21 protein-coding genes and 1 tRNA gene are annotated in these 26313 nt (G+C 71.9%); 12 read left to right on the forward strand and 10 right to left on the reverse strand.

Annotation, left to right across the window (positions count from 1 at the left end; genetic code table 11):
* The first annotated feature begins 28 nt into the window (after window positions 1-28).
* From KO717_RS21745 to KO717_RS21770, 6 genes are all read left to right on the forward strand, one after another.
* Entirely contained in the window at window positions 29-1645 is a 1617-nt protein-coding gene (locus KO717_RS21745) for an outer membrane protein assembly factor BamB family protein (protein ID WP_301370433.1), read from the forward strand.
* A 249-nt stretch (window positions 1646-1894) separates the two neighbouring features.
* Window positions 1895-3517: an outer membrane protein assembly factor BamB family protein gene (locus tag KO717_RS21750; protein ID WP_301370435.1), complete on the forward strand. Its 1623-nt coding sequence runs from the start codon at window positions 1895-1897 to the stop codon at window positions 3515-3517.
* 43 nt (window positions 3518-3560) lie between these two features.
* Window positions 3561-5255: an outer membrane protein assembly factor BamB family protein gene (locus KO717_RS21755; RefSeq protein WP_301370437.1), complete on the forward strand. Its 1695-nt coding sequence runs from the start codon at window positions 3561-3563 to the stop codon at window positions 5253-5255.
* Window positions 5256-5397: 142 nt separating this feature from the next.
* On the forward strand, window positions 5398-6090 hold the full coding sequence (locus KO717_RS21760; protein ID WP_301370438.1) for a response regulator transcription factor: 693 nt from the start codon (window positions 5398-5400) through the stop codon (window positions 6088-6090).
* Between the two features lie 112 nt (window positions 6091-6202).
* A complete protein-coding gene (galE, locus tag KO717_RS21765) occupies window positions 6203-7162 on the forward strand; it encodes a UDP-glucose 4-epimerase GalE (protein ID WP_301370440.1) in 960 nt (319 codons plus the stop codon).
* 490 nt (window positions 7163-7652) lie between these two features.
* The gene (locus KO717_RS21770) at window positions 7653-8420 is read left to right on the forward strand and encodes a response regulator transcription factor (protein WP_301370442.1); all 768 of its coding nucleotides are present in this window, start codon (window positions 7653-7655) and stop codon (window positions 8418-8420) included.
* On the opposite strand, the gene KO717_RS21775 is transcribed toward KO717_RS21770, so the two are convergent.
* Window positions 8379-8876 (reverse strand): MarR family winged helix-turn-helix transcriptional regulator, encoded by a 498-nt coding sequence (locus KO717_RS21775; protein ID WP_030659599.1) that lies wholly within the window; start codon window positions 8874-8876, stop codon window positions 8379-8381. The genes KO717_RS21770 and KO717_RS21775 overlap by 42 nt on opposite strands.
* A gap of 161 nt (window positions 8877-9037) precedes the next feature.
* Between KO717_RS21775 and KO717_RS21780 the strand changes: the two genes are divergently transcribed.
* Both KO717_RS21780 and KO717_RS21785 read left to right on the forward strand, forming a co-directional pair.
* Window positions 9038-9895 (forward strand): trans-aconitate 2-methyltransferase, encoded by an 858-nt coding sequence (locus tag KO717_RS21780; RefSeq protein ID WP_301370448.1) that lies wholly within the window; start codon window positions 9038-9040, stop codon window positions 9893-9895.
* Window positions 9896-9897: 2 nt separating this feature from the next.
* A complete protein-coding gene (locus KO717_RS21785; RefSeq protein WP_301374658.1) occupies window positions 9898-10290 on the forward strand; it encodes a VOC family protein in 393 nt (130 codons plus the stop codon).
* Window positions 10291-10370: 80 nt separating this feature from the next.
* Here KO717_RS21785 and KO717_RS21790 read toward each other — a convergent pair whose 3' ends face one another.
* Window positions 10371-11045 (reverse strand): TetR/AcrR family transcriptional regulator, encoded by a 675-nt coding sequence (locus tag KO717_RS21790; protein WP_189735476.1) that lies wholly within the window; start codon window positions 11043-11045, stop codon window positions 10371-10373.
* Entirely contained in the window at window positions 11042-12022 is a 981-nt protein-coding gene (locus KO717_RS21795) for an acyl-CoA desaturase (protein ID WP_301370449.1), read from the reverse strand. Before KO717_RS21795 ends, KO717_RS21790 begins: the two co-directional genes overlap by 4 nt.
* A 354-nt stretch (window positions 12023-12376) precedes the next feature.
* Between KO717_RS21795 and ppc the strand changes: the two genes are divergently transcribed.
* Window positions 12377-15139, forward strand: a complete 2763-nt coding sequence (gene ppc / locus KO717_RS21800) for a phosphoenolpyruvate carboxylase (RefSeq protein WP_301370450.1) — start codon at window positions 12377-12379, stop codon at window positions 15137-15139.
* Window positions 15140-15216: 77 nt separating this feature from the next.
* Here ppc and pth read toward each other — a convergent pair whose 3' ends face one another.
* From pth to KO717_RS21825, 5 genes are all read right to left on the reverse strand, one after another.
* Window positions 15217-15807 (reverse strand): aminoacyl-tRNA hydrolase, encoded by a 591-nt coding sequence (gene pth, locus KO717_RS21805; protein WP_301370452.1) that lies wholly within the window; start codon window positions 15805-15807, stop codon window positions 15217-15219.
* A 98-nt stretch (window positions 15808-15905) separates the two neighbouring features.
* A complete protein-coding gene (locus KO717_RS21810) occupies window positions 15906-16490 on the reverse strand; it encodes a 50S ribosomal protein L25/general stress protein Ctc (RefSeq protein ID WP_301370454.1) in 585 nt (194 codons plus the stop codon).
* 192 nt (window positions 16491-16682) lie between these two features.
* Complete coding sequence (locus KO717_RS21815; protein WP_030008898.1) at window positions 16683-17660, reverse strand: ribose-phosphate diphosphokinase; 978 nt, start codon at window positions 17658-17660, stop codon at window positions 16683-16685.
* A 133-nt stretch (window positions 17661-17793) separates the two neighbouring features.
* Window positions 17794-19239 (reverse strand): bifunctional UDP-N-acetylglucosamine diphosphorylase/glucosamine-1-phosphate N-acetyltransferase GlmU, encoded by a 1446-nt coding sequence (gene glmU, locus KO717_RS21820; RefSeq protein ID WP_301370457.1) that lies wholly within the window; start codon window positions 19237-19239, stop codon window positions 17794-17796.
* Window positions 19240-19348: 109 nt separating this feature from the next.
* A tRNA-Gln gene (locus KO717_RS21825) sits at window positions 19349-19420 on the reverse strand.
* Window positions 19421-19580: 160 nt separating this feature from the next.
* Here KO717_RS21825 and KO717_RS21830 point away from each other — a divergent pair.
* Entirely contained in the window at window positions 19581-20873 is a 1293-nt protein-coding gene (locus tag KO717_RS21830) for a sensor histidine kinase (protein ID WP_301370459.1), read from the forward strand.
* Between the two features lie 507 nt (window positions 20874-21380).
* Here KO717_RS21830 and KO717_RS21835 read toward each other — a convergent pair.
* Window positions 21381-21887, reverse strand: a complete 507-nt coding sequence (locus KO717_RS21835) for an SUKH-3 domain-containing protein (RefSeq protein ID WP_301370461.1) — start codon at window positions 21885-21887, stop codon at window positions 21381-21383.
* A 2-nt stretch (window positions 21888-21889) separates the two neighbouring features.
* The gene (locus KO717_RS21840) at window positions 21890-22477 is read right to left on the reverse strand and encodes a YwqJ-related putative deaminase (RefSeq protein WP_301370463.1); all 588 of its coding nucleotides are present in this window, start codon (window positions 22475-22477) and stop codon (window positions 21890-21892) included.
* A gap of 230 nt (window positions 22478-22707) precedes the next feature.
* On the opposite strand from KO717_RS21840, the gene KO717_RS21845 reads away from it, so the two are divergent.
* Together KO717_RS21845 and KO717_RS21850 are read left to right on the forward strand one after the other, a co-directional pair.
* Complete coding sequence (locus KO717_RS21845) at window positions 22708-23703, forward strand: SMI1/KNR4 family protein (protein WP_301370465.1); 996 nt, start codon at window positions 22708-22710, stop codon at window positions 23701-23703.
* Between the two features lie 7 nt (window positions 23704-23710).
* Window positions 23711-26275: an SUKH-4 family immunity protein gene (locus KO717_RS21850; RefSeq protein ID WP_301370466.1), complete on the forward strand. Its 2565-nt coding sequence runs from the start codon at window positions 23711-23713 to the stop codon at window positions 26273-26275.
* Window positions 26276-26313 lie beyond the last annotated feature (38 nt).

The following is a 26313-nucleotide window of genomic DNA, read 5'->3' on the forward strand; positions in this document are numbered from 1 at the left end:
GACCTCCTGATGCCGAAAGCGTGCGCTGATGACCGAGCCGCCCCAGCCGCCGAACCAGCCGCCGACGCCTTCCGGTTACGGGCATCTGCCGGGTCCGCCGCAGCAGGGGTACGGGTTTCCGCCGCAGGGTGAGAACCCGTACGCCCAGCAGCCCGGATACCCGCCGCAGCCGCCGACCGTGCAGCAGTGGCAGGCGGGCCCCGGCGGCTCCGGTTCCGGTCCGGGCGGTGCGCCGAAGAGGAAGCGGACGGTGCTGATCGCGGCTTCGGTGGCTGCCGTCCTCGTCCTCGGGGGCGTCGGCTACGTGGCTTTCTCGGGCGGCGACAAGGACCCGAAGCCGGTCGCGCAGGAGCCCGCCGACGCCAAGCCCTCCGGGTCCCCGTCCGTGGACAAGGGCGACGGCAACGGCAACGGCAACGGCGGAGGCCAGCAGGCGGACCTGAACTCCGGCCGCAAGCAGGGCGAGGACAAGGTCCTCTGGCTCAAGACCACCAAGATCGACGGCCCCGGCATGGGCGTCGACGCCGCCGGCCAGTGGGTCGTCGGCGACACCGTGGTCAAGAGCCTCTGGAAGAACCTCACCGGCTACTCGGTCACCGACGGCAAAGAGAAGTGGACACTCCCCTTCCCCGCGCAGATCTGCTCCGTCGCCCCGCAGACCACCGCCGAGGGCAGGACGGTCGTCATGTACCGCGACGGCGAGGGGGAGAACACCTCCTGCACCCAGCTGCGCGTGGTCGACCTCAAGACGGGCAAGGAGGTCTGGTCGAAGGAGGTGCCCAAGGAGGGGCTCTTCGACATCTTCACCAGCCCCACCCTGTCCATGATCGGGGACACCGTCACCGTCAGCCGCGGCGGCAACGCCAGCGCCTTCAAGATCAGCAACGGTGACAAGCTCTTCGCGAGCCCCGTGGGCGACGGCTGCAACCCGGACTCCTACGAGGCCGGCAACGGCAAGATGATCGCCCTCGTCACCTGCTCGGACGAGGACTCCACCGCCGAGGTCCACGGCATCGACCCCGTCACCGGCGCGAAGGGCTGGGCCTACCGGCTCCCCGCGAAGTTCAAGGTCACCAGCATCTACTCGGTGAACCCGGCCGTCATCGACATCGGCAACGAGCAGACGAAGCAGCGCTCCATCGTGGTCCTGGGGCCCGACGGGAAGCAGACCGCCACCCTCGCCGGCGAGGGCGGCTTCGCCGTCGGCTGCGGCGACACCGGCCTCTTCCGGTCCCTGGCGACCTGCCCCTCGGCCGTCGTCGACGCGGGCACCCTCTACCTGCCCACCGCGGCGGGCACCGGCAAGGCCAACGAGATCGTCGCCTTCGACCTGGCCACCGGCAAGGACAAGTGGCGTGTCCCGGCCGGGGACAAGCGCACGCTCACCCCGCTCAAGGCCGTGAACGGGCAGCTGATCGTCTACCGGAAGGCCGAGGAGGAGCAGGGCGGCGAGGTCCTCTCCATCCCGGCCGCCGGGGGCACCCCGACCGCGCTCCTGCGCCACCCTTCGAGCCCCGCGGCCCCGATCGAGCGGACCTTCACCCTCCCGAAGCTGGACTACGTGGACGGACGGTTCTTCATCTCCTCCACCCACCTGCGGGCCCAGGGCCAGGACGAGAAGCTCCTGATGGTCTTCGGAAAGTGAGCACGCGTCCGGGCCGGCGCAGGGCTCCGCGAACTCCGTCCGGACCGCGCGGATTTGGCGACGCGCCGGGGCGAGTCGGCCGGGGAGGCCTGGATTCCGCCGGTCTTCGGGGGCAACTGGCCGGATAACGGCGGCGTCACGGGCCGGTCCTCCCTTGGGAACAGGGGGCGGACCGGCCCGATGTATGAGCGCTGTCAGTGATAGAAAGGTCATCCTCCCCGACCTTCCCGATGCCGAAAGCGTGCGCTGATGACCGAGCCGCCCCAGCCCTCGAACCAGCCGCCGACGCCTTCCGGTTACGGGCATCTGCCGGGTCCGCCGCAGCAGGGGTACGGGTTTCCGCCGCAGGGTGAGAACCCGTACGCCCAGCCCGGTCACCCGCCGCAGCCGCCGACCGTGCAGCAGTGGCAGGCGGGCCCCGGCGGCCCCGGTCCCGCTCCCGGTTCCGGTCCGGGCGGTGCGCCGAAGAGGAAGCGGACGGTGCTGATCGCGGCTTCGGTGGCTGCCGTTCTCGTCCTCGGGGGCGTCGGTTACGTGGCCTTCTCTGGCGAGGACAAGGACCCGAAGCCGGTCGCGCAGGAGCCCGCCGACGCCAAGCCCTCCGGGTCCCCGTCCGTGGACAAGGGCGACGGCAACGGCAACGGCAAGGGCAGCGACATCCCGACCGACCTCAACGAGGGCCGCAAGCCGGGTGAGGACAAGGCCCTCTGGCTGAAGACCGCCAAGATGGAGGGCCCGGGAGCCGGAATCCCCGCCAAGGGCCTGTGGGTCGCCGGCGACGCCGTCGTCAAGACCGTCGACAAGTCGGTCATCGGCTACGGGGTGAGCGACGGCAAGGAGAAGTGGAAGATCGACTTCCCTGCTGAGATCTGCGGACTCACCGGTCAGACCACCCCCGACGGCAGGACCGTCATGGTCGTCAAGAACGCCGACGGCTCCAGCTGCAACCAGATGAAGCTCATCGACCTCAAGGCCGGCAAGGAGATCTGGACGAAGGAGCTTGCCATGGAGGGGCCTTTCAACAGCGCCGACTCCACCAGGGTCACCCTCAGCGGCGACACCTTCGCCCTCGCCTGGACGGGGGGCCAGAGCGCCCACCGCCTGAGCACCGGCGACAAGCTCTTCTCCGACGCCGGCCCCGAGGGCTGCAAGCCCATGACCTACGCCGCGGGCAACAACAAGATGATCGCCGTGGCCCTCTGCCTGGACGCCGACCGGACCATCGAGATCCAGGACGCCGACCCGAACACCGGCAAGAAGACCTGGAGCTACCGCCTGCCCAAGGGCTACCAGGTCAACGCCGTCTACTCGGTCAGCCCCACCGTCATCGACGCCGGCAACCGCGACACCAAGGAGCGCGCCATTCTCGTCCTCGACGAGAAGGGGCAGAAGCGCAACACGCTCTCCGGTGAAGGCAACTTCGTGGTCAACTGCGGTGGTTACGGCTCCAGCGAGGGCCTCCAGAACTGCGGGAACTCCGCGGTCGACGGGGACACCGCGTACCTCGCTGCCGGGGACAAGTCCACCGGCAGCGAGATCGTCGCCTTCGACCTCGGCACGGGCAAGATCAAGTGGCGCACCAAGGCCGGTGACAAGAAGGCCCTCGTCCCGCTCGAGGCCGCGAACGGCCAACTGACCGCCTACCGCGCCAGCCCTGTCGGCGGCGAGCCCGGCGAGATCGTCTCGTTCCCGGCCGACGGAGGCGCGCCCAAAACGCTGCTGAAGCTCCCCTCGGGCACCTCCGCACGGATCGAAGCCTCCTTCCTGTCTTCCCAGAGCGCCGCCTACGCGGACGGGCGGTTCTTCCTCTCCACCACCCGGCTGCTGGGCGAGAACAAGGACGAGAAGCTCCTGATGGCCTTCGGCAAGTGAACACGCGTCCCACGACCCGCCCACCGAGAGGCAACAGCAACCGATGAGTATCCCGCCGCCCCCCAGCCAGCCGCCGTCCGGTGGCTTCGGTGCGCCCCAGGACCCGCCGCCGGGCGGGTTCGGCGCGCCCGTGCCACCGCCCGAACCGACCGCGGCCCAGCCCGCGTACGGGTACCCGCAGACCGGGCCCGGCTACGGCTACCCGCAGCAGCCCGGCACCCCGTCGCCGTACGGGGCCCCCGGCGCACCCGGAGGCGCGCCCGTGCCCGCCCCGCAGCCCCCGGCCCCGGCCCCGGCCGGCGGCAACGACAAGCGCACCCAGCTGACGATCGTCGGGGCGGCCGTCCTGGCCATCGTCCTCATCGTCGGCGGCGGCCTCTGGTACACCTCCGGCGACAGCGGCGGCGGGAGCAAGGCCGACAGCAACCCGAGCGCCTCCCCGGGCAACGACAAGCCCCAGGACCACGTGCCCGGCACCGAGAAGGTCCCCGGCAACCCGAAGTCGAAGCCGCTCTTCAACCTGCCGAGCCCGGTCCCGGCCGAGATCGCCGTGGTCGCCGGCTCCTGGCTGACCGACTCCACCTACATCAAGTCCGATCTGTCGAAGGTCGTCGGCTACAACCTCGTCGACGGCGGCAAGAAGTGGGAGCTGCCCTTCCCCGGCGAGCTCTGCGGCGCGACCAAGCACGTCAGCGAGAACAAGGCGGCGGTCCTCTTCAAGGCCTCCCAGCCGACGCCCGAGAACAAGTACATCCAGTGCACCGAGGTCGGCGTCATCGACCTGGAGAGCGGCAAGCTCGTCTGGTCCGGCAACGCCAAGAGCGTCACCGGCGGCGACAAGCCCGTCGTGTTCTCCAGCGTCACCCTCAGCGGCAAGACGGTCGCCGCGGCCGGCATCTCCGCGGGCGGCGCCGCCTGGAACCTCGCCGACGGCAAGTCCCTGTGGCTGCCCAAGGTCGACGGCGAAGGCTGCCGTGACGTGGGCTACGGCGGCGGCGAGGCCCTCGCCGCCATCCGCAAGTGCGGCCAGAGCCCCAACTACACGCTGTACGGGCAGCTCCTCGACCCGGCCACCGGTGCGCCCACGGCCTCGTACAAGCTCTCCCAGGGCATCGAGGACGCGTACATCGTCGCCACCAAGCCGCTGATCGTGGCGGCCGACGTCGGCAAGACCGCGAAGAACGCCACGGGCATCAGCGACCTCTTCGTCGTCGACCCCAAGGGCGAGCTGAAGGCCCGTATCCCGCTCGCCTCCGGAGACTTCGGCGGCAAGTGCGGATCCGAGGTCGAGAAGTGCACGAACATGGTGGTCGGCAACGGCAAGCTCTACCTGCCGTCGTACGAGCACCAGGGCCAGGCCTCCAGCGGCCGCACCAACGAGCTGCTCTCCTTCGACCTGGAGACCGGCAAGCAGACCACCGACCGCGCCGACGCGGGCGAGCGGTACACGATGTTCCCGCTGCGCATGGACGGGTCGAACATCATCGCCTACAAGAACCCCCCGTACGACAAGGGCGGTCAGATCGTCAGCATCGACGGCAAGACCATGAAGGAGACCGTCCTCATGGAGAACCCGGCGGACAAGGCGAGCCAGCGCGCCGAGACCGGCTTTTCGCCCGAGTACTCCGAGTACCGCTACCACAACGGAAAGTTCTTCATCTCGCGCACCACGGTCGCCAAGCCGTACTCGGACAAGGCCGACCCGGAGTACCTCTTCGTCTCCTTCACCGCGAGCTGACCGGGCCGCGCCGATATCGCACAGCACCGCCGAAAGCCCCCGAACGGTCCGTACCGATCGGGGGCTTCTGCGCGGTATCCCCCGCGCACCGTCGAACAAGCGTGTAGCTTGCCGGGGCAGAAGGGTGGGGGGTGTTTCCTCGATGGGCGTACGGGTCGTGGTGGTCGACGAGCACCGGCTGCTGGCCGAGGCACTCGCCTCTGCCCTGAAGCTGCGCGGACACCGGGTGCTGGCCGCGGCCGCCCCGGCGGCGGGCGCCGCCGAGCTGGTCATCAGCCGCGCCCCGGAGGTCTGCCTGCTCGGCACCGCCACCCCCGCCGAGCCCGGGGTCTTCGAACCCGTCGTCCGCATCAAGCGGGAGCGCCCGCAGATCGCCGTGGTCGTCCTCGGCCCGGTGCCGAGCCCGCGCGGGATCGCGGCCGCCTTCGCCGCCGGCGCCTCGGGCTACGTACGCCAGGACGAGCGCATCGAGGGCGTCGAGCGGGCCCTGGCCAAGGCCAGGGCGGGGGAGGTGGCGATCGCCCCGCAGCTGCTGCAGGGGGCCTTCGCGGAGCTGCTGAACCCCGCCGCCCAGCCCGACGACGAGGGGAGCCGGCTGCTGCGGCTGCTCACCCCGCGCGAGGTGGAGGTGCTCGTCCGGGTCGCCGAGGGCGAGGACACCCGGCTGATCGCCGCGGGCATGGAGATCGCCCCGAGCACCGCCCGTACGCACGTGCAGCGGGTGCTGATGAAGCTGGGCGTGGGGTCGAGGCTGGAGGCGGCCGCGCTGGCCGCCCGCACCGGCCTGCTGGACCGGGCACTGCCCACGATGCCGTCCGCCGTCGCGCGCGGCTGACGTACCGGCCGGGGCCGGGGGCCGATTTCCCCGTGGGCGCGGAATCGGGTATGCCAGTGTCCAAGCACGCGCACGTACCCGCGCGTGCTCCCCCGCGAGAGGCAGTAGGCGAGTGAGCAAGTACCTGGTAACCGGTGGCGCAGGATACGTCGGCAGCGTGGTCGCGGCCCACCTTCTGGAGGCCGGCCACGAGGTCACCGTCCTCGACGACCTGAGCACGGGCTTTCGCGCAGGGGTCCCGGAGGGCGCCACCTTCATCGAGGGCCGGATCCAGGACGCCGCCCGGTACGTGGACGGCTCCTACGAGGCGGTGCTGCACTTCGCGGCCTCCTCGCAGGTCGGCGAGTCCGTGGTGAACCCGGGCAAGTACTGGGAGAACAACGTCGGCGGGACGCTGGCCCTGCTGGCCGCGATGCGCGGGGCGGGCGTGCGCAAGCTGGTGTTCTCCTCCACCGCCGCCACCTACGGCGAGCCGACGGAGGGCCTGCTGACGGAGGCCTCGGTGACCGCGCCGACCAACCCGTACGGTGCCTCGAAGCTGGCCGTCGACCACATGATCGCGGGGGAGTGCGTGGCGCACGGCCTGGCCGCGGTGTCCCTGCGCTACTTCAACGTGGCCGGCGCCTACGGGCAGTTCGGCGAGCGCCACACCCCCGAGACGCACCTGATCCCGCTGGTCCTCCAGGTCGCGCTGGGCGAGCGGGAGTCGATCTCGGTGTTCGGCGAGGACTACCCGACCCCGGACGGCACCTGCGTCCGCGACTACATCCACGTCGCCGACCTCGCGGAGGCCCACCTGGCCGCCCTGCGGGCCGCCACCGGCGGAGAGCACCTGATCTGCAACCTGGGCAACGGCAACGGCTTCTCCGTCCGCGAGGTCGTCGAGACCGTCCGCAAGGTCACCGGCCGGGAGATCCCCGAGGTGGTCGCGCCGCGCCGGGCCGGCGACCCGGCGATGCTCGTCGCCTCCGCGCGCACGGCCCACGAGCGCCTCGGCTGGACCCCGAGCCGCTCGGACCTCACCGGGATCATCACGGACGCGTGGAACTTCGCGCGTACGCACACCTCCTGAACCTCCAGAACCTCCGGTATCCGTCCGGACCTCCCCTTGCCCTGCGCGCCCCCCGCACCCCGATCGGTGCGGGGGGCGTGTGCGTGTCGGCCGTGCGCTGCGGACGGGCGCTGTGCGCGGGCGCCCGGCGTGCACACGCCGGGTGAAATGCCCCCCGTGCAACTGCCCGCGGCACACGCCGGTACCGAAGCCGCCATCAGGACCTTCAGGGCAGGCGATTTCAAGCCATCGCAAAGCGGATTCGGGACGCCCGCGCCGGAAAATCCCCGGAAAAACTTCTGCTATTCGGCCAACCGCCGGACGCCCCCGGCCCTACGCTGATGCGTGACACCGGTGGGGGCCGGTGTTGATTCAGGGGTCGAGACAAGTCGGGTACGTCGTCCGGTCCGGGGTAGTGCAGAGATGTCACGGCGGCGGCCGGGGCAGCTGCGGATCACCCGGTCCGGGCGCCGTACCCGCCGTCGTCCGTTCCCCTACCCTTGGGGGTTTTGTGGTTCGTATCCGGGTTCTCGTCGTCGACGATCACCGCATCTTCGCCGAATCGCTCGCAGCCGCGCTCGCGGCCGAGCCGGACGTGGACGTGTCCGCGGCCGGCAGCGGCCCCGCCGCGCTGCGCTGCCTCGAACGCGCGGCGGCCGAGGGCCGCCGCTTCGACGTCCTGCTGGTCGACGCCGATCTCGGCGCGGTCCCGGGGGCCGTGCCCGCCCAGCGGGAGTCCGGCTCCGGGCCACCGCCGCCCAGTTCGGACGGGATCGCGCTGGTCGCGGGGGTGCGGGTGTCCCACCCCGGGGTCCGCACCGTCGTGCTCGCCGAGCGCGACGACCCCCGCCGGGCCGCCCTCGCCCTCCAGGCGGGAGCCTCGGGCTGGGTGGCGAAGGACTGCTCGCTGTCCCGGCTGCTGGCCGTGATCCGCGGGGTCCTGCGCGAGGAGACCCACCTGCCGCCCGCCCTGCTCACCGGGGTGCTCCGGGAGCTGACCGCGGCGCGCAAGCACCGTACGGACAGCGAGCGGCTGGTGGAGTCGCTGACCCCGCGCGAGCACGAGGTGCTGCGCTGCATGGTGGCGGGGCTGGGCCGCAAGGACGTGGCGGCCCGGCTGTTCCTGTCCCCGCACACCGTCCGCACCCACATGCAGAACGTGCTGGGCAAGCTCGGGGTGCACTCCACGCTGGCCGCGGTGGCCCTGGCCCGGCGGGCCGGCGTACGACCGGCGGACCTAGCCGGGGATGTTGTCGAACGGAGCGGTCAACTGGCGTAGCAGCCCGGCGAGATCGCCGCGCTGACTCTGCGAGAGCTGGGCCAGGATCGCCCGTTCCTGGGCCAGCAGCCCGGCGAGGGCCTGGTCGGCGCGGTCCCGGCCCTCGGGGGTGAGCCGCACCAGGACCCCCCGGCGGTCGCTGGGGTCCGGGAGCCGTTCGACGAGGCCCTTCTTGGCGAGCCGGTCGATGCGGTTGGTCATGGTGCCGGAAGTGACCAGGGTCTGGGTCAACAGCTGGCCGGGGGAGAGCTGGTAGGGCGCGCCGGCGCGGCGCAGCGACGTCAGGACGTCGAACTCCCACGGCTCCAGGCCGTGCTCGGAGAAGGCCAGCCTGCGGGCGCGGTCCAGATGGCGCGCGAGTCTGCTGACACGGCTCAGTACCTCGAGCGGTTCCACGTCGAGGTCAGGGCGCTCCCGCCGCCATGCCGCCACCAGTCGGTCGACCTCGTCCTCCATGCCGATCAGTGTACGGGGTCTGTCGATGTGAAGTCTCTTCATACCGAGTATCTCGATCACGAGTATCTTGACATCGAGATATAAATGAAGCGAGCATGGGGCATGGAGGGGGCCGGAACGGATTCCGCTTCCGATCGCCCCGCCAGCAGGGAGGCTCGAACATGTATTCCGATACCGCGCGCGCCGGGACCCCCACGTCCACCGCGCCATCCGCCCCCACCTGGGATCCCCAGCAGTACCTCCGGCACTCGGGCCACCGCACACGGCCCTTCCTCGACCTGCTCACCCGCATACCCGAGCTCCCCCACAGCCCCGCCCGCATCGCCGACCTCGGCTGCGGCCCCGGCAACGTCACCACCCTCCTCGCCGAGCGCTGGCCCGAGGCCCGCATCACCGGCTTCGACCTCTCCCCGGAGATGCTCCGCCGCGCCACCGAGGAGTACGCCGGGTCCACCCCCGGCGGCGGCTGCCTCGACTTCCGCCACGGGGACCTCGCCACCTGGCTCCCCGAGGAGCCCTACGACCTGATCGTCTCCAACGCCGCCCTGCAGTGGGTCCCCGGCCACCCCGGCTCCTTCGGCGCCTGGATCAACGGCCTGCGCCCCGGCGGCACCTTCGCCTTCCAGATTCCCGGCAACTTCACGGCCCCCAGCCACGCCCTGCTTGCGCAGCAGTGCGACACGCCGCGCTGGCGGGCCCGGCTCGCCGGTCACGGCGCCCGCTACATCCATCTCCTCGAACCCGCCGAATACCTTGCCCGGTTCACCGAGCTCGGCTGCGCCGCCGACATCTGGGAAACCACCTACCACCAACTGCTCCAGGGCCCCGACCCCGTGCTCGACTGGGTCAAGGGCACCGCCCTGCGCCCCGTCCTCACCGCCCTCGGCGACGACCGCGACGCCGTGGACGCCTTCCTCACCGAATACCGCGACCGGCTGCGCGCGGCCTATCCGACCGGCCCGCGCGGCACCGTCTTCCCGTTCCGCCGCATCTTCGCCGTAGCCCGCAAGGAGGCATGACCGTGCTGACCGCAGTCGACCACGTGCAACTCGCCGCGCCGCCGGACTCGGAGGACCGGCTCCGCGCGTACTACACGGACGTCCTGGGCATGACCGAGATCCCCAAGCCGCCCGTCCTCGCCGCCCGCGGGGGCTGCTGGTTCGAAGCCGGGCCCGTCCAGCTGCACCTCGGCGTCGAGGAGGACTTCCGGCCCGCCCGCAAGGCCCATCCGGGGCTGCGGGTGACCGACATCGAGGCGTACGCGAGCAGACTGCGGGAGCGGGGAGCCAAGGTGGTCTGGGACGACGACCTGCCGGGCCACCGCCGCTTCTACTCGGAGGACCCCGTCGGCAACCGGCTCGAATTCCTGGAACGGCACCGCCCGGAACCGGCAGCGCTGGAACCCTGCGCATAAGGCGTACGACACGACGGCGCCCCGTCACCGGAGATCCGGTGACGGGGCGCCGTCGTGTCGTCGCGTCGTACGTGAAGGGCTCAGTTCTTGCGCCGGCCCACCAGCTGAGGCTTCGACTCCAGCCCGTCCAGCCCGTGCCAGGCCAGATTCACCAGGTGCGCCGCCACCTCCGCCTTCTTGGGCCTGCGCACGTCCAGCCACCACTGCCCGGTCAGCGCCACCATCCCGACCAGCGCCTGCGCGTACAGCGGGGCCAGCTTGGGGTCAAAGCCCCGCGCCTTGAACTCCAGACCCAGGATGTCCTCGACCTGCGTGGCGATGTCGCTGATCAGCGAGGCGAAGGTGCCCGTCGACTGGGCGACCGGGGAATCGCGCACGAGGATCCGGAAACCGTCCGTGTACGACTCGATGTAGTCCAGCAGCGCGAACGCCGCCTGCTCCAGCAGCTCCCGCGGGTGCCCGGCCGTCAGCGCACCCGTCACCCCGTCCAGCAGCTGGCGCATCTCCCGGTCCACGACGACCGCGTACAGGCCCTCCTTGCCGCCGAAGTGCTCGTACACCACCGGCTTGGACACCCCGGCCTTCGCCGCGATCTCCTCCACCGAGGTGCCTTCGAAGCCCTTCTCCGCGAACAGGGTCCGGCCGATGTCCAGCAGTTGCTGGCGCCGCTCCGCGCCCGTCATCCTGACCCGGCGGCCGCGCCTGGGCTTGTCGCTGCTGGAATTACTGCCGTCGATCGCCACGCCCCCCATCATGCCGCGTTCGACTCGTTTTCCCTGCGCCGGGCGTCGATGCGGGCCGCCGACGGCCAGCGGACGTCCGTCGCCCAGCCCAGCTGCTCGAACCAGCGGATCAGCCGCGCGCTGGAGTCGACCTGGCCGCGCAGCACACCGTGCCGCGCCGAGGTCGGGTCGGCGTGGTGCAGGTTGTGCCAGGACTCCCCGCACGAGAGCACCGCCAGCCACCAGACGTTGCCACTGCGGTCCCGGGACCTGAACGGCCGCTTGCCCACCGCGTGACAGATCGAGTTGATCGACCACGTCACGTGGTGCAGCAGCGCGACCCGGACCAGGGAGCCCCAGAAGAACGCCGTGAACGCGCCCCACCAGGACATCGTCACCAGACCGCCCACCAGCGGCGGGAGCGCCAGCGAGAACATCGTCCAGAAGATGAAGTCCCGCGAGATCCGGCGGATCGCCGGGTCCTTGATCAGGTCGGGGGCGTACTTCTGCTGATCGGTCTGCTCCTCGTCGAACAGCCAGCCGATGTGCGCCCACCACAGCCCCTTCATCAGGGCCGGCAGCGTCTCCCCGAACCGCCACGGCGAATGCGGGTCACCCTCGTGGTCGGAGAACTTGTGGTGCTTGCGGTGGTCCGCCACCCAGCGCACCAGCGGCCCCTCCACCGCCATCGACCCCATCACGGCGAGGACGATCCGCAGCGGCCGCTTCGCCTTGAAGGAACCGTGCGTGAAGTAGCGGTGGAAACCGATGGTGATCCCGTGGCAGGCCAGGAAGTACATGAAGACCATCAGGCCCAGATCCAGCCAGCTCACCCCCCAGCCCCAGGCCAGCGGAACCGCCGCCAGCAGGGCCACGAAGGGCACGGTGATGAACAGCAGCAGAGCGATCTGCTCGATGGAGCGCTTGTTCTCGCCGCCCAGTGTCGCGGACGGCTCGGACGTGTCGGAGGGTGCGGAGGCACCCTCGATCAGATCGGGACTGGTGGTCATGGGTGTCCCCTGGGGGGTGAGAGAAGTCGGCGGGCTCCCGGGTCATGAACCCTACGGACCCGTAACCTACGGCATCGTAAGTATGGCAAAGCCGGGTACGCAGGCAAGAGGGGAAGCGCCGGGAGGAGGAGCGCGCGCGAGGTGTTCACGCGCCGCCTGATGAGACGTTTGTCCAGGCACACGCGTCCGACACCTATCCTGGATCCCGTCGGACAGCGCGGTCCGCACGGGCAGCCCGAGCTGCGCATCAGGAGCGGAGATCCCGCCCCCGGACGGAGTCCTGGGAAGGCATCGCCGCACGCCGCCGGGAGCCCACCGCCCAGTAGCGCTCGAACACTGCAAGGAGCCGCACCTGTGAGCAGTGCTGACCAGGCCCCCCAGGGCCAGGCCCCCGTCACCCCGGCCGCCACCGCCAACGCGGAACTGCGCGCGGACATCCGCCGCCTCGGCGACCTCCTCGGGGAAACCCTCGTACGCCAGGAGGGCCAGGACCTCCTCGACCTCGTCGAGCGCGTCCGCGCCCTCACCCGCACCGACGGCGAGGCCGCCGCCGCCCTGCTCGGCGACACCGACCTGGAGACCGCCGCCAAGCTCGTGCGCGCGTTCTCCACCTACTTCCACCTCGCCAACGTCACCGAACAGGTGCACCGCGGCAAGGAACTGCGCGCCCACCGTGCCGCCGAGGGCGGGCTCCTCGCCCGCACCGCCGACATGCTGAAGGACGCCGACCCCGAACACCTGCGCGAGACGGTCAAGAACCTCAACGTCCGCCCCGTCTTCACCGCACACCCCACCGAGGCGGCCCGCCGCAGCGTCCTCAACAAGCTGCGCCGCATCGCCACGCTGCTGGAGGAGCCCGTCACCGGCGCCGGCGACCGCCGCCGCCACGACCTGCGCCTCGCCGAGAACATCGACCTCGTCTGGCAGACCGACGAACTGCGCGTCGTGCGCCCCGAGCCCGCCGACGAGGCCCGCAACGCCATCTACTACCTCGACGAGCTGCACGCCGGCGCCGTCGGCGACGTCCTCGAAGACCTCGCCGCCGAGCTCCAGCGCGTCGGCGTCGAGATCCCCGCCGGCACCCGCCCGCTGACCTTCGGCACCTGGATCGGCGGCGACCGCGACGGCAACCCCAACGTCACCCCCGAGGTCACCCGCGACGTGCTGATCCTCCAGCACGAGCACGGCATCACCGACGCCCTCGAACTCATCGACTACCTGCGCGGACTCCTCTCCAACTCCATCCGCTACACCGGAGCCACCGAGGAACTCCTCGCCTCCCTCCAGGCCGACCTGGAGCGCCTCCCCGAGATCAGCCCGCGCTACAAGCGGCTGAACGCCGAGGAGCCGTACCGCCTCAAGGCCACCTGCATCCGGCAGAAGCTCCTCAACACCCGCGAGCGCCTCGCCAAGGGCATCCCGCACGAGGAAGGCCGCGACTACCTCGGCACCGCCGAGCTGCTCACCGACCTCACCCTCATCCAGACCTCCCTGCGCGAACACCGCGGCGCGCTCTTCGCCGACGGCCGCATGGACCGCACCATCCGCACCCTGGCCGCCTTCGGGCTCCAGCTCGCCACCATGGACGTACGCGAGCACGCCGACGCCCACCACCACGCCCTCGGCCAGCTCTTCGACCGCCTCGGCGAGGAGTCCTGGCGCTACGCCGACATGCCGCGCGAGTACCGGCAGAAGCTCCTCGCCAAGGAACTGCGCTCCCGCCGCCCGCTGGCCCCCACCCCGGCCCCGCTCGACGCCGCCGGAGCCAAGACCCTCGGCGTCTTCGGCGCCATCAAGGACGCCTTCGAGAAGTTCGGCCCCGAAGTCATCGAGTCCTACATCATCTCGATGTGCCAGGGCGCCGACGACGTCTTCGCCGCCGCCGTCCTCGCCCGCGAGGCCGGCCTGATCGACCTCCACACCGGCTGGGCCAAGATCGGCATCGTCCCGCTCCTGGAGACCACCGACGAGCTGCGCGCCGCCGACGTCATCCTCGACGAGATGCTCGCCGACCCCTCCTACCGGCGCCTCGTCTCCCTGCGCGGCGACGTCCAGGAGGTCATGCTCGGCTACTCCGACTCCTCCAAGTTCGGCGGCATCACCACCTCCCAGTGGGAGATCCACCGCGCCCAGCGCCGGCTGCGCGACGTCGCCCACCGCTACGGCGTGCGCCTGCGCCTCTTCCACGGCCGCGGCGGCACCGTCGGCCGCGGCGGCGGCCCCTCCCACGACGCGATCCTCGCCCAGCCCTGGGGCACCCTCGAAGGCGAGATCAAGGTGACCGAGCAGGGCGAGGTCATCTCCGACAAGTACCTGGTCCCGTCACTGGCCCGCGAGAACCTCGAACTGACCGTCGCGGCCACCCTGCAGGCCTCCGCCCTGCACACCGCGCCCCGCCAGTCCGACGAGGCCCTCACCCGCTGGGACGCGGCCATGGACGTCGTCTCCGACGCCGCGCACGCCGCGTACCGCGAGCTCGTCGAGGACCCCGACCTGCCCGCGTACTTCTTCGCCGCGACCCCCGTCGACCAGCTCGCCGACCTGCACCTCGGCTCCCGGCCCTCGCGCCGCCCCGACTCCGGCGCCGGCCTCGACGGCCTGCGCGCCATCCCGTGGGTCTTCGGCTGGACCCAGTCCCGGCAGATCGTCCCCGGCTGGTACGGGGTCGGCTCCGGCCTCAAGGCCCTGCGCGAGGCCGGACAGGAGGACGTCCTCGCCGAGATGGGCGGACGCTGGCACTTCTTCCGCAACTTCCTGTCCAACGTCGAGATGACGCTGGCCAAGACCGACCTGCGGATCGCCCGCCACTACGTCGACACCCTGGTGCCCGACCACCTCAAGCACGTCTTCGCCCGCATCGAGGCCGAACACGAGCTCACCGTCCGCGAGGTCCTGCGCATCACCGGCGCCGAGGAGCTGCTCGGCTCGAACCCGGTGCTCCAGCAGACCTTCGCCGTCCGCGACGCCTACCTGGACCCCATCTCCTACCTCCAGGTCTCCCTGCTGGCCCGCCAGCGCGCCGCGGCCGCCGCGGGCGAGGAAGCCGACCCGCTGCTCGCCCGCGCCCTGCTCCTCACGGTCAACGGCGTCGCCGCGGGCCTGCGCAACACCGGCTGAACACCCACGGGGCCCCGGACGCCCCTGGACATGAGGAAGCCCCCGCACCAGCCGGTGCGGGGGCTTCCTCGTGTCCGTCAGGAGTTGTACGCCGACTGGGCGCGCTCCAGGCCCTCCTGGATCAGGCATTCCACGGAGTCGGCGGCACGGTCCACGAACCAGTCCAGCTCCTTGCGCTCCGTGGAGGAGAAGTCCTTCAGCACGAAGTCCGCGACCTGCATCCGGCCCGGCGGCCGCCCGATGCCGCACCGCACCCGGTGGTAGTCCGGGCCCATGGACTTGGTCATCGACTTCAGCCCGTTGTGCCCGTTGTCCCCGCCGCCCAGCTTCAGGCGCAGCGTCGGGTAGTCGATGTCCAGCTCGTCGTGGACCGCGACGATCCGCTCCAGCGGCACCTTGTAGAAGTCGCGCAGCGCCGTCACCGGGCCGCCGGACAGGTTCATGTACGTCATCGGCTTGGCCAGCACCACCCGGCGGTTCGCCGGCCCCGGCGGGCCGATACGGCCCTCGACCACCTGGGCCCGGGCCTTGTGCGCCTTGAACTTCCCGCCGATGCGTTCCGCCAGCAGATCGGCCACCATGAAGCCGATGTTGTGGCGGTTGCCCGCGTACTCCGGTCCCGGGTTCCCCAGGCCCACGATCAGCCAGGGCGCCGCGTCGTCCGACATCAAAAGCTCCTCGGTTCCTCTACGAAGACGACCGCCGTCCCGCTCCAGTGGAGCCGGACGGCGGTCGGTCAGCAACTGCTGAGGGGGTGGGGCGAGGCTCAGGCCTCGGTGCCCTCGGCGGCCTCGGCGGCCGGCTCCTCGGCCTGCGGGGCCACGACCTGCAGGACGGCGATGTCGCCGTCGACGGCCAGGGTGGTGCCCTTCGGGAGGACCAGGTCCGAGGCGTGGATGGTGGCGCCGGCCTCGAGGCCCGCGATGGAGACGGTGACCTCGGTCGGGATGTGCGTGGCCTCGGCCTCGACGGAGATGGTGTTCTGGAGGGTCTCCAGCATGTTGCCGCCGGCGGCCAGCTCGCCCTCGGTGACGATCGCGACGTCGACGGTGACCTTCTCGCCCTTCTTGACGATCAGGAAGTCGACGTGGGAGATCGAGCGCTTCAGCGGGTGCTTCTGCACGGCCTTCGGGATGACCAGCTCGGTGCCGGCGTCGCCGAGGTCCAGGGAGATCAGGACGTTCGGGGTGCGCAGCGCCAGCTGGAGGGCGTGGGCGTCGACGTTGACGTGCTTCGGGTCGGTGCCGTGACCGTAGATGACGGCGGGGGTCAGGGCGTCGCGACGGGCCTGACGGGCGGAGCCCTTGCCGAAGGTGTCACGGATCTTGGCGGAAAGCTTGACCTCGGACATGCTCACTCCTCGTGGGGTGACGGAAATGGACGGAAGTCACCCGGCCGAAACGGCCTGCTACGAAGAGCGCGTCGATAACGGAGCATCCGTACCGGAAACAGGTACGGCCTCCCTCGCCGAGCAACTCATGGAGTGTACCCGGCAGGGGAGGCCGTACCAAAAGGATCTACCGCGGGGCGGTCACCGCTGCGGTTACTGCTGCTCCTCGAAGAGGCTGGTGACCGAACCGTCCTCGAAGACCTCGCGCACGGCGCGCGCGATCATCGGGGCGATCGACAGCACCGTGATCTTGTCGAGCTCCAGGTCCGACGGGTCGGGCAGGGTGTTCGTGAACACGAACTCGCTGACCTTGGAGTTCTTCAGGCGGTCGGCCGCCGGGCCCGACAGGATGCCGTGCGTGGCCGTCACGATGACGTCCTCCGCGCCGTGCGCGAACAGCGCGTCGGCCGCGGCGCAGATGGTGCCACCGGTGTCGATCATGTCGTCGACCAGGACGCAGACGCGGCCCTTGACCTCACCGACGACCTCGTGGACGGTCACCTGGTTGGCGACGTCCTTGTCGCGGCGCTTGTGCACGATCGCCAGCGGCGCGTCCAGACGGTCGCACCAGCGGTCGGCCACGCGCACACGGCCGGCGTCCGGGGACACGATCGTGAGCTTCGTACGGTCCACCTTGGCGCCGACGTAGTCCGCGAGGACGTTCAGGGCCGAAAGGTGGTCCACCGGGCCGTCGAAGAAGCCCTGGATCTGGTCCGTGTGCAGGTCGACCGTGAGGATGCGGTCCGCACCCGCGGTCTTCAGCAGGTCGGCGACCAGGCGGGCCGAGATCGGCTCGCGGCCCTTGTGCTTCTTGTCCTGGCGGGCGTACCCGTAGGACGGGACGATCACGGTGATGGAGCGTGCCGACGCGCGCTTCAGCGCGTCGATCATGATCAGCTGCTCCATGATCCACTTGTTGATCGGAGCCGTGTGGCTCTGGATCAGGAAGCAGTCCGCGCCGCGAGCCGACTCCTGGAAGCGGACGTAGATCTCGCCGTTCGCGAAGTCGAAAGCCTTGGTCGGCACGAGGGCGACGCCCAGCTGGTGCGCAACCTCCTCGGCCAGCTCGGGGTGGGCGCGGCCGGAGAAGAGCATCAGCTTCTTCTCGCCGGTCGTCTTGATCCCGGTCACAGCACAGTCTCCTCAGACGTGTTGAAGCTGCTCGCCCCCATGTGCGTCCGTCCCGCACACGGTGAGCCAGCCGAATTGCGTGCACCTATCACGGTACGCCGTCGCGGGCGTACCTGTTTCCGGTCAGTTCACCTCAGGGGCGCTCGGCGTCCTCCGGGGCCGCCGACTGTGCTGCCGCGGCAGCCGCACTGCCCGGACGCTTGCGGGCCACCCAGCCCTCGATATTCCGCTGCTGGCCACGGGCCACGGCCAGGGCGCCGGGCGGCACGTCCTTGGTGATCACGGAGCCGGCGGCCGTGTAGGCGCCGTCCCCGATGGTGACGGGAGCCACAAACATGTTGTCCGAACCCGTCTTGCAGTGTGAGCCGACGGTGGTGTGGTGCTTGTGCTCACCGTCGTAGTTCACGAAGACGCTCGCGGCGCCGATGTTGGTGTACTCGCCGATCGTCGCGTCGCCCACGTACGACAGGTGGGGGACCTTGGTGCCCTCGCCGATCGTCGCGTTCTTCATCTCGACGTACGTGCCGGCCTTGGCCTTGGCGCCGAGGTTCGTGCCGGGGCGCAGGTACGCGAAGGGACCCACGCTCGCCTGCGGGCCCACGACCGCGCTCTCGGCGACCGTGTTGTCCACCCGGGCGCCCGCGCCCACGTGCGTGTCCTTGAGCCGGGTGTTGGGGCCGACCTCGGCACCCTCGGCGATGTGCGTGGTGCCCAGCAGCTGGGTGCCGGGGTGCACGATCGCGTCCTGCCCGAAGGTGACCGTCACGTCGATGAAGGTGCCGGCCGGGTCGACGACCGTGACGCCCGCGAGCATGGCCTGCTCCAGCAGGCGCGCGTTCAGCAGCGCGCGGGCCTCGGCGAGCTGGACGCGGTTGTTGATCCCGAGGATCTGGCGGTGGTCGCTGCCGACGGCCGCGCCGACGCGGTGCCCGGCCTCGCGCAGGATGCCGAGGACGTCGGTGAGGTACTCCTCGCCCTGGCTGTTGTCGGTACGGACCTTGCCGAGGGCGTCGGCGAGCAGGGCGCCGTCGAAGGCGAAGACGCCCGAGTTGATCTCACGGATCGCGCGCTGGGCGTCGGAGGCGTCCTTGTGTTCGACGATGGCCGTCACGGCGCCGCCGGCGTCGCGGACGATGCGTCCGTAGCCGGTGGCGTCCGGGATCTCGGCGGTCAGCACGGTGACGGCGTTGCCGTCCTCCTCGTGCGTCCGCGCGAGCCCGGCCAGGGTCTCCCCGGTCAGCAGCGGGGTGTCGCCGCAGACGACGATCACGGTGCCGGTGATGCCGCCGCCGAGCTCTTCGAGGGCCATGCGGACGGCGTGCCCGGTGCCGTTCTGCTCGTACTGGACGGCGGTGCGGACATCGGCGTCGATGCCGGCCAGGTGCGCGGTGACCTGCTCCCGGGCGTGCCCGACGACCACGACGAGGTGCTCGGGGTCCAGTTCACGGGAGGCGGCGACGACGTGACCGACGAGCGAGCGCCCGCAGATCTCGTGGAGAACCTTGGGAGTCGCCGACTTCATGCGGGTGCCTTCACCCGCTGCGAGTACGACGACGGCTGCCGGGCGGTTGGCGCTCACGGGGATGCCCTTCGGCTTCGGGGGTGGACCCGTGAAGGATACCGGGGTGCCGGTGCCCCCGAACGAACGCGGGTCCCGACCGTGAAGGTCCGGACCCGGAATCGAGCAGCTCCCCCGCCAGGACTCGAACCCGGACATAAGGCACCAAAAGCCTCAGTGCTGCCAATTACACCACAGGGGATAGTGAATGTGGCCTAATCGGACATTTCGGCGTACCGATCAAGCTGGCCGTCCCTACTATGCCGTACCACCTGCCCTCACCGCGACGGTACCCGTCCCCGCCTTTTCGGTGGCGGGTATTTCCCCGGGGCGCCACGAAGCCCGCCCGTACGCTGGACGGCATGACCAAAACGGGGGAAGTCGAAGGCCGGGCCGGCCCGCCTTTGTGGTGGGTGCGGCGGCGGGACGCCGTGGGGGACGTGGTGCTCGGCGGGGTGTCCGCCCTGGAGTGCGCGTGGGAGGGCGTGCCCTTCGCCGCCGAGGCGGGGCTGCCGACGGCGGTCGGCGTGCTGTTCGGGTTCGTGGTGGGGGCCACGCTCGTGCTGCGGCGGCGGTGGCCGATCGCCGTGGTGCTCGTCGGGATCGCCGTGTCCCCGGCCGCGATGGGATTCCTGCTCGCGGTGGTCGGGATGTACACGCTGGCCTCCTCCGAGGTGCCCCGGCGGATCACGGCCACTCTGGCATCGATGTCACTGGCCGCCACCTTCGTCGTGATGTACCTGCGCACCCGCGGGGACGTCGAGGCCGACACGACGCTCGTGGTCGTGCTGTCCGGGTTCGTCGCGGTGGCGCTGACCGTGCCGCCGGTGCTGTTCGGGCTCTACATCGGGGCCCGGCGGCGGCTGATGGAGAGCCTGCAGGAGCGGGCGGACTCGCTGGAGCGGGAGCTGTCGCTGCTGGCGGACCGGGCGGAGGAGCGCGCCGAGTGGGCCCGTACGGAGGAGCGCACCCGGATCGCGCGGGAGATGCACGACGTGGTGGCCCACCGGGTGTCGCTGATGGTGGTGCACGCGGCCGCGCTGGAGGCGGTGGCGGTCAAGGACCCGGCGCGGGCGGCGAAGAACGCGGCGCTGGTGGGGGACATGGGGCGGCAGGCGCTGACGGAGCTGCGCGAGATGCTCGGCGTGCTCCGGGCGCCGCCCAAGCCGGCCCCGGCCCCGGCCCCGGCTCCGGTGCAGGCCGTGCCCGCGGTGCCCGCCGTCGCGTTCGCCGGCGGCACGGAGGACGGGCCCTCGCTCGGTGAGCTGGAGGCACTGGTCGGGCAGTCGCGGGCGGCGGGGATGGCCGTGGAGATGCTGGTGCACGGCGAGTGGGCGGCGTACGCGGCGGAGGTCGAGCAGACGGCGTTCCGCGTGGTGCAGGAGGCGCTCACCAACTGCCACAAGCACGCTCCGGGCGCGCGGGTCGTGGTGCGGCTCGCGCACCGGGCGGGGGAGGTGGCCATGCAGGTGGAGAACGGCCCCTGCGACGGTCAGGCCCCCGAGCCGGGCCTGCCCAGCGGGGGGAACGGGCTGGTCGGGATGCGGGAGCGCGTCCTGGGCCTGGGCGGGGTGTTCGTGTCGGGCCCGACGGACGCGGGCGGCTTCCGCGTCTCGGCGGTCCTCCCGACCGCCATTCCGCTCCCGCGGGGGTGACGGTGACAGCCGGGGGCACCCCGGACCCGCCGGTCCGCTCCCGCGGGGGAAGCAGTCCGGGTGCCCCCGGGACCCCTCCGGGCCCACCGCCGAGCCGGTCCCGCCGGGCGGGTCCCGGCCGGTCCGCACCGGCCTGCGGGCCGGGGTCCGGGTGCGGTGCGGGTCGGTGCGCGGGGCCGGGGAGGGGTGTCTCCTCGGCTCGGCGCGTGCGGGCGTGTCTCGGTTGTTCTCGGTGGTTGCGCGCTCGTCCTGCGGGGACACCCCTCCCCGTCCCCGCTCCCCACGCGTCGGGCCGGCTTCGGGGCACTGACGGAGCCTCGCCGTGGGGTGGGGACACGGCGGAGTGTCCCCGCAGGACGAGCGCGCACCACCGGGTACCGCCGCGACATGCCGCACCGCGCGAGCCGAGGAGACACTCCGGCGGGGCACCGCCCCACACCACCCAGCCCCGCCGGCGATTGAGGCGCGGGGTCCGGGGCAGAGCCCCGGCACCACCGACCCGCCGAGCTACGTGGTCAGGCGGGTCGGCTGGAGGCCCGTCAGGAGGAGGGTGAGGGCCTCGTCGACGTTGGAGCCGAGGTACCAGTCGCCGGTGTGGTCGATGCCGTAGACGCGGCCCTCGCGATCCAGCGCGAGGTGGGAGGCACCGTCGGCCTCGACGCCCAGCGGGCAGAGCTGGGTGGAGAGGGCCCGGCCGAGGTCGGCGAAGGTGCGCGCGAGGTGGAGTCCGGTGAGCGGGTCGATCCGGACGGGCGTCGGGGCGATCTGGCGGCCGGGGCCCTGCCCGGCGACCGTCAGACCGCCGAACTCGGCCCAGGCCTCGACGGCGGCGGGGAAGACGGTGTGCCGGTGTCCGGCGGGCGTGGTGTGGTCACGCAGGGCGTCGGCCCAGTACTCGGCCTGCTTGATGTCCCACCGGCCCGGCTCCCAGCCGGCGGTGCGCAGGGCGGAGTCCACGGCGACCGGGAACCGGGTGGCCGAGGAGCGGTCGTAGGAGGCGGAGGCGCTGGTCATGGCTACTCGGATGGGGTGAGGTCGACGGAGCGTACGCCGAAGTGGGCGAGGAGTGCTTCGCAGGAGCGGCAGGGGGCTGCGTAGCTGCCGTGGAGGGGGTCGCCGTCCTCGCGGATGCGCCGGGCGGTGATCTTCGCGTGTTTGAGGGACCGGCGGGCTTCGGTCGGGGAGAGGGGTTTGCGGGAGGCGCGCCGGGAGCGGGCGCCCTCGACGGCGGTGAGGTGGCGGGAGAGCAGGATCGCCTCGGGGCACCGGCCGGTGAACCGTTCGCGCTGGCCGCTGGTGAGGGTGTCGAGGAAGTCCTGGACGAGCGGGTGGAGCACGGGCGGCTGATCGGCCTTGCCGGCGGTGCCGGTGAGGGTTTCGCCTCGTACGGAGAGTGCGGCGGCGACGGTGGGGAGGATGCCGTCCCGGCGGAAGCGCAGGACGGGCACGGCCGGGCGGCCGTCGGTGCTGCTCCAGCGCAGGCGGGGGTCGCCGACGGGGCCGGCGGCTTCTCCGGCCGGTCCTGCGGAGCCGGGCACACCCGGTGCGCCCGGTGCGTTCGGCGCGGTGTCGCCGGATTCTGTACGTGTTGCCGTGTGGTGCATGGTCGCGCTTTCCCTCCCGTGGCGGCGGTGGTGACCGCTGTCGCGCACGCCCCCGTGCCGCGGGGACAGCCTGTCAAACGTCACCTGTCATGCGGAAGCTGGGTCGAATATTCGTATCAATTCGGATGTTCCTGGCCCTCGGGCGGGTGCGCCGGTCGGGTGCGGGTAAGGCTCTTGCCCCAGCGCATAGGCTGTGGTGAACCAGCCAGATCCAGCAGGGGGCTACCGCCATGACGACAGGTCGGCTCGGGCAGCAGGCCGCGCCACCCAACGCCGCTTACTCGGGGCAGGTCGTGCATTTCCCGGACCCGGTCCGGGCCGCTCGGCATCCCCACGGGGTGCGGATGGACGGCAATGGGCATCCGGACTTCTCCGCCTACGCGCGCGCGGCGGTCGAGATCGCCGAACCGCCGGAGGGCTTCGGCGTGGACGAGCTGCGGCTCACGGACTACGTGTCCGCGAACGCGGCGATGAAGGCCGCCGGGCACGAGCTGTGGGACACGGTCGGGCCGGTGGCGACACCGCACGGCTGGACCTGGCACCACGTGGCGGGTTCGCGGCGCATGGAGCTGGTCCCGGTCGAGGTGAAGGCCCTCCTGCGGCATCACGCGGGCCTGGCGACGGCTCCGGTGGACCACGACAAGCGCGGGACGCGGCCGTTGCAGGAGGTGCGCCCGGCGCACCTGGGGCTGCCCAAGTCCGTGGTGTCGGTCGCCGAGGAGCAGGTCCAGGGCGTCGAGGAGGACCTCGGCTACCGGCTGCCGGAGGCGTACCGCTCGTTCCTGAAGGCCGCGGGCGGCTGCGCGCCGGTGGGCGCGGGCCTGGACGTGGACCTCGGTCTGCTGGTGGACCAGCCGTTCTTCACGGTGCGTGAGGAGGCGGCGATCAATGATCTCGTCTACGTCAACAAGTGTCTGCGGGACCACCTGACGAAGGACTACCTGTGCGTGGCCTTCGCCCAGGGCGGGCTGCTCGCGCTGAAGGTCAAGGGTGAGGGCATCGGCTCGGTGTGGTTCTCCCCGTACGACGATGCCCGCGACCGGGACGGCTGGTCGGTCCAGGAGCGCGTGGAGCGGTTGTTGCTGCCGTGCGGTGCCGATTTCGACGCCTTCCTCGAGAGGCTGGCCGGTAACCCGCCCGAGCTGGAGACGGTGGCTGGTCTGATGGTGGACGGCGGATTCGCACGTTCGGTTCCGGTGTCGGGTTCGGCACCGGTGGAGGGGTGAGCGCGCGATGGTGACGTTTGCGCAGGCGCAGGAGCGCGCCGAGGAGTGGATCAACGGGGACGTGCCCGCGTACCAGCACCGCGAGGTGCGCGTACGGGAGTTCGGGCTCGGCTTCGTGGTGTGGGCGGAGGACCGCGCGGCCGGTCCCGTGTCCGGTGGTGGGCGGCAGCGGCTGGTCATCGCGCGGGACAGCGGGGAGGTGACGCTGTGGCCGGGACTGCCGGTGGGTGAGGTGATCCGCCGGTACGAGGAGGAGTACGGGGCCGTGGCCGCGGCCGTTTCGGAGGCTTCGGTCCCGCAGCCGCGGATCGACTCGGAACAGACGTCGTTCATGCTCAGCCCGCCGGAGTGGCTGCAGGAGGCCGCGGACCGGGCGGGGATCGCGCCGAGGTCGACGCCCGCGCCGGCTCCGGCCGCGCCCGTCGACGTCGTGCCCGAGCCCGAACCGGCTCCCGCGGCACCGGCACCGGCGCCCGTCGAGGCCGTGCCGCTGCGGCGCGGGGGCGAGATCCCGTACGAGCCCACGGCCAACGACGGGGTTCCGGCGACGGCCCCTGCCCCGGCTCCGGCCGCGCCCGCGGTGCCGACCGGTGCCACGCCCTGGGCGGGCACCGATGTGAACTCCGGTGCGGACGACGCGTCCGTACCGCTGCCCGCGACCGTGTTCGCGCCGCCGCTGTCCGGGTCGGACCTGGAGGACGCGCCGTCGTCCGGGGTGGCCCCGGAGGCGAAGACCACGCTGATGCCGGGCGGCAGCCAGCTGCCGCGGACCGCGGTCGTGCCCGCGCTGGGTTCGCCGGGCGATGCGGCCGGCGGTTCGCAAGGCGGCTCGCAGGGCGGCTCGCAGGGCGCTTCGGTGGCGAGCGACATCGCGGACGCGCCGACCAGCAAGGCCCGGATCTCCCGGCCGTCGACGCCGCCGGGTCCGCCCGGTGCGCCCGGCGCCCCCGGTGGCGGGCTCGACCACGCCGCCACGATGCTGGCCGGCCCCGGTGTCCCGCAGCCGCCCGGTCCGCCCGGCGCTCCGGGCGCGGGTCAGCCGCCGGCGCCTCCCGGTCCGCCGGGTGCTCCGGGGTCGCTGGGCCGTGGGCTCGACCATGCCGCGACGATGCTGGCCGGTCCGGCCGTCACCGGTCAGCCGCCCGCGCCTCCCGGTCCGCCGGGGGCTCCCGGAGCTGGTGCGCCCCAGCCGCCCGGTCCGCCCGGTCCGCCGGGTGCTCCGGGGTCGCTGGGCCGTGGGCTCGACCATGCCGCGACGATGCTGGCCGGTCCGGCCGTCACCGGTCAGCCGCCCGCGCCTCCCGGTCCGCCCGGGGCTCCTGGGGCTCCTGGGGCTCCCGATGGTGGGGCCCATCACGCCGCCACCATGCTCGCGGGTCCCGGCGTACCGCAGCCTCCGGGTCCGCCCGGTGCGCCTGCGGCCCCCGGTGCGCCCGGCGCCCCCGGTGGCGGGCTCGACCACGCCGCCACGATGCTGGCCGGCCCCGCCATGGTGCAGCCGCCCGGGCCCCCCGGCCCGCCGCCCGGCGTGCCCGGTGGTCCCGGTGGTCCCGGTGGTCCCGGTGCCGGCGCGCAGCCCCCGGTCCCGACCGGTGCGCCCACCGTCGGCCCCGGCTACCAGGCCGTGCTCCGTTACCGCGCGCCCGACGGCTCCGAGCAGCAGCTCATCCGCCGCTCGGCGCCCGGCACCCCGCACCCGGAATGGCAGATCCTCTACGAGCTGCGCGCCATGAACGTGCCGCCGCAGCAGGTGCTGGAGCTGCACACCGAGCTGGAGTCCTGTGAGCTGCCCGGCGGTTACTGCGCCCGGATGATCCGGGAGACCTGGCCGCAGGTGCGGATCACGAGCGTGGCCCCGTACGGCAAGGACCACGCGGGCCGTCAGCAGGGCATGCGGCACCTGCTCACCCACCAGGGCGAGCTGCACCAGGTGGCGGACGGTCCGGCGCGCCCTGCGCCGGTACGGGCTCCGCTGCCGCAGGTCCCGCTGCAGCCGGCGATCCCGCTGGAGGCCATCGCGCAGGAGCTGACGGCCGCGTTCGGCCCGCAGGGCGTGTTCCGCTTCGACCAGCGGGCGGTGTCCCGTCAGGGTGTGCCGGAGATCGTGGCGCAGACGCTGATGTGGTCGGGTCTGCCGGTCGATTTCGGGCCGTTCTTCTGGGCGCAGGCGGTGCCGGGCCAGCCGGTGCCGACGCTGGCCGAGCTGGCGCAGCAGCGGGGGGTGCAGCCGGCCTCGGACGCGGGCTCGTACCTGGTTGTCGGCAGCGACTTCGGCAAGGCCCTGTGCGTGCAGTACGGCACGGCGCACATCGTGGCGGTGCCGGTGGAAGGCGGCCCGGGAGGTGCTCCCGTACCGCCGCAGTTCGTGAATTCGAGCCTGCCGCAGTTCGTACGTTCCCTGGCGATGCTGGGTCACATGTGGCGGCTGCGCCAGCATCTGACGCCGGAGCAGGCGGGCCGCTGGACCGTCGATTTCCAGGCGAATCTCGCGGGGCTCGACAGCGCTGCGCTGTCCTCGCCGGAGAGCTGGTGGTCGGTGCTGCTGGAGCAGATGTGGGACGGACTGCTCTGACCGGCTGATCGAGTGATCGTGTGATCGGCTGGATGGCC

Source organism: Streptomyces xanthophaeus (assembly GCF_030440515.1).
Lineage (GTDB): Bacteria > Actinomycetota > Actinomycetes > Streptomycetales > Streptomycetaceae > Streptomyces > Streptomyces kutzneri.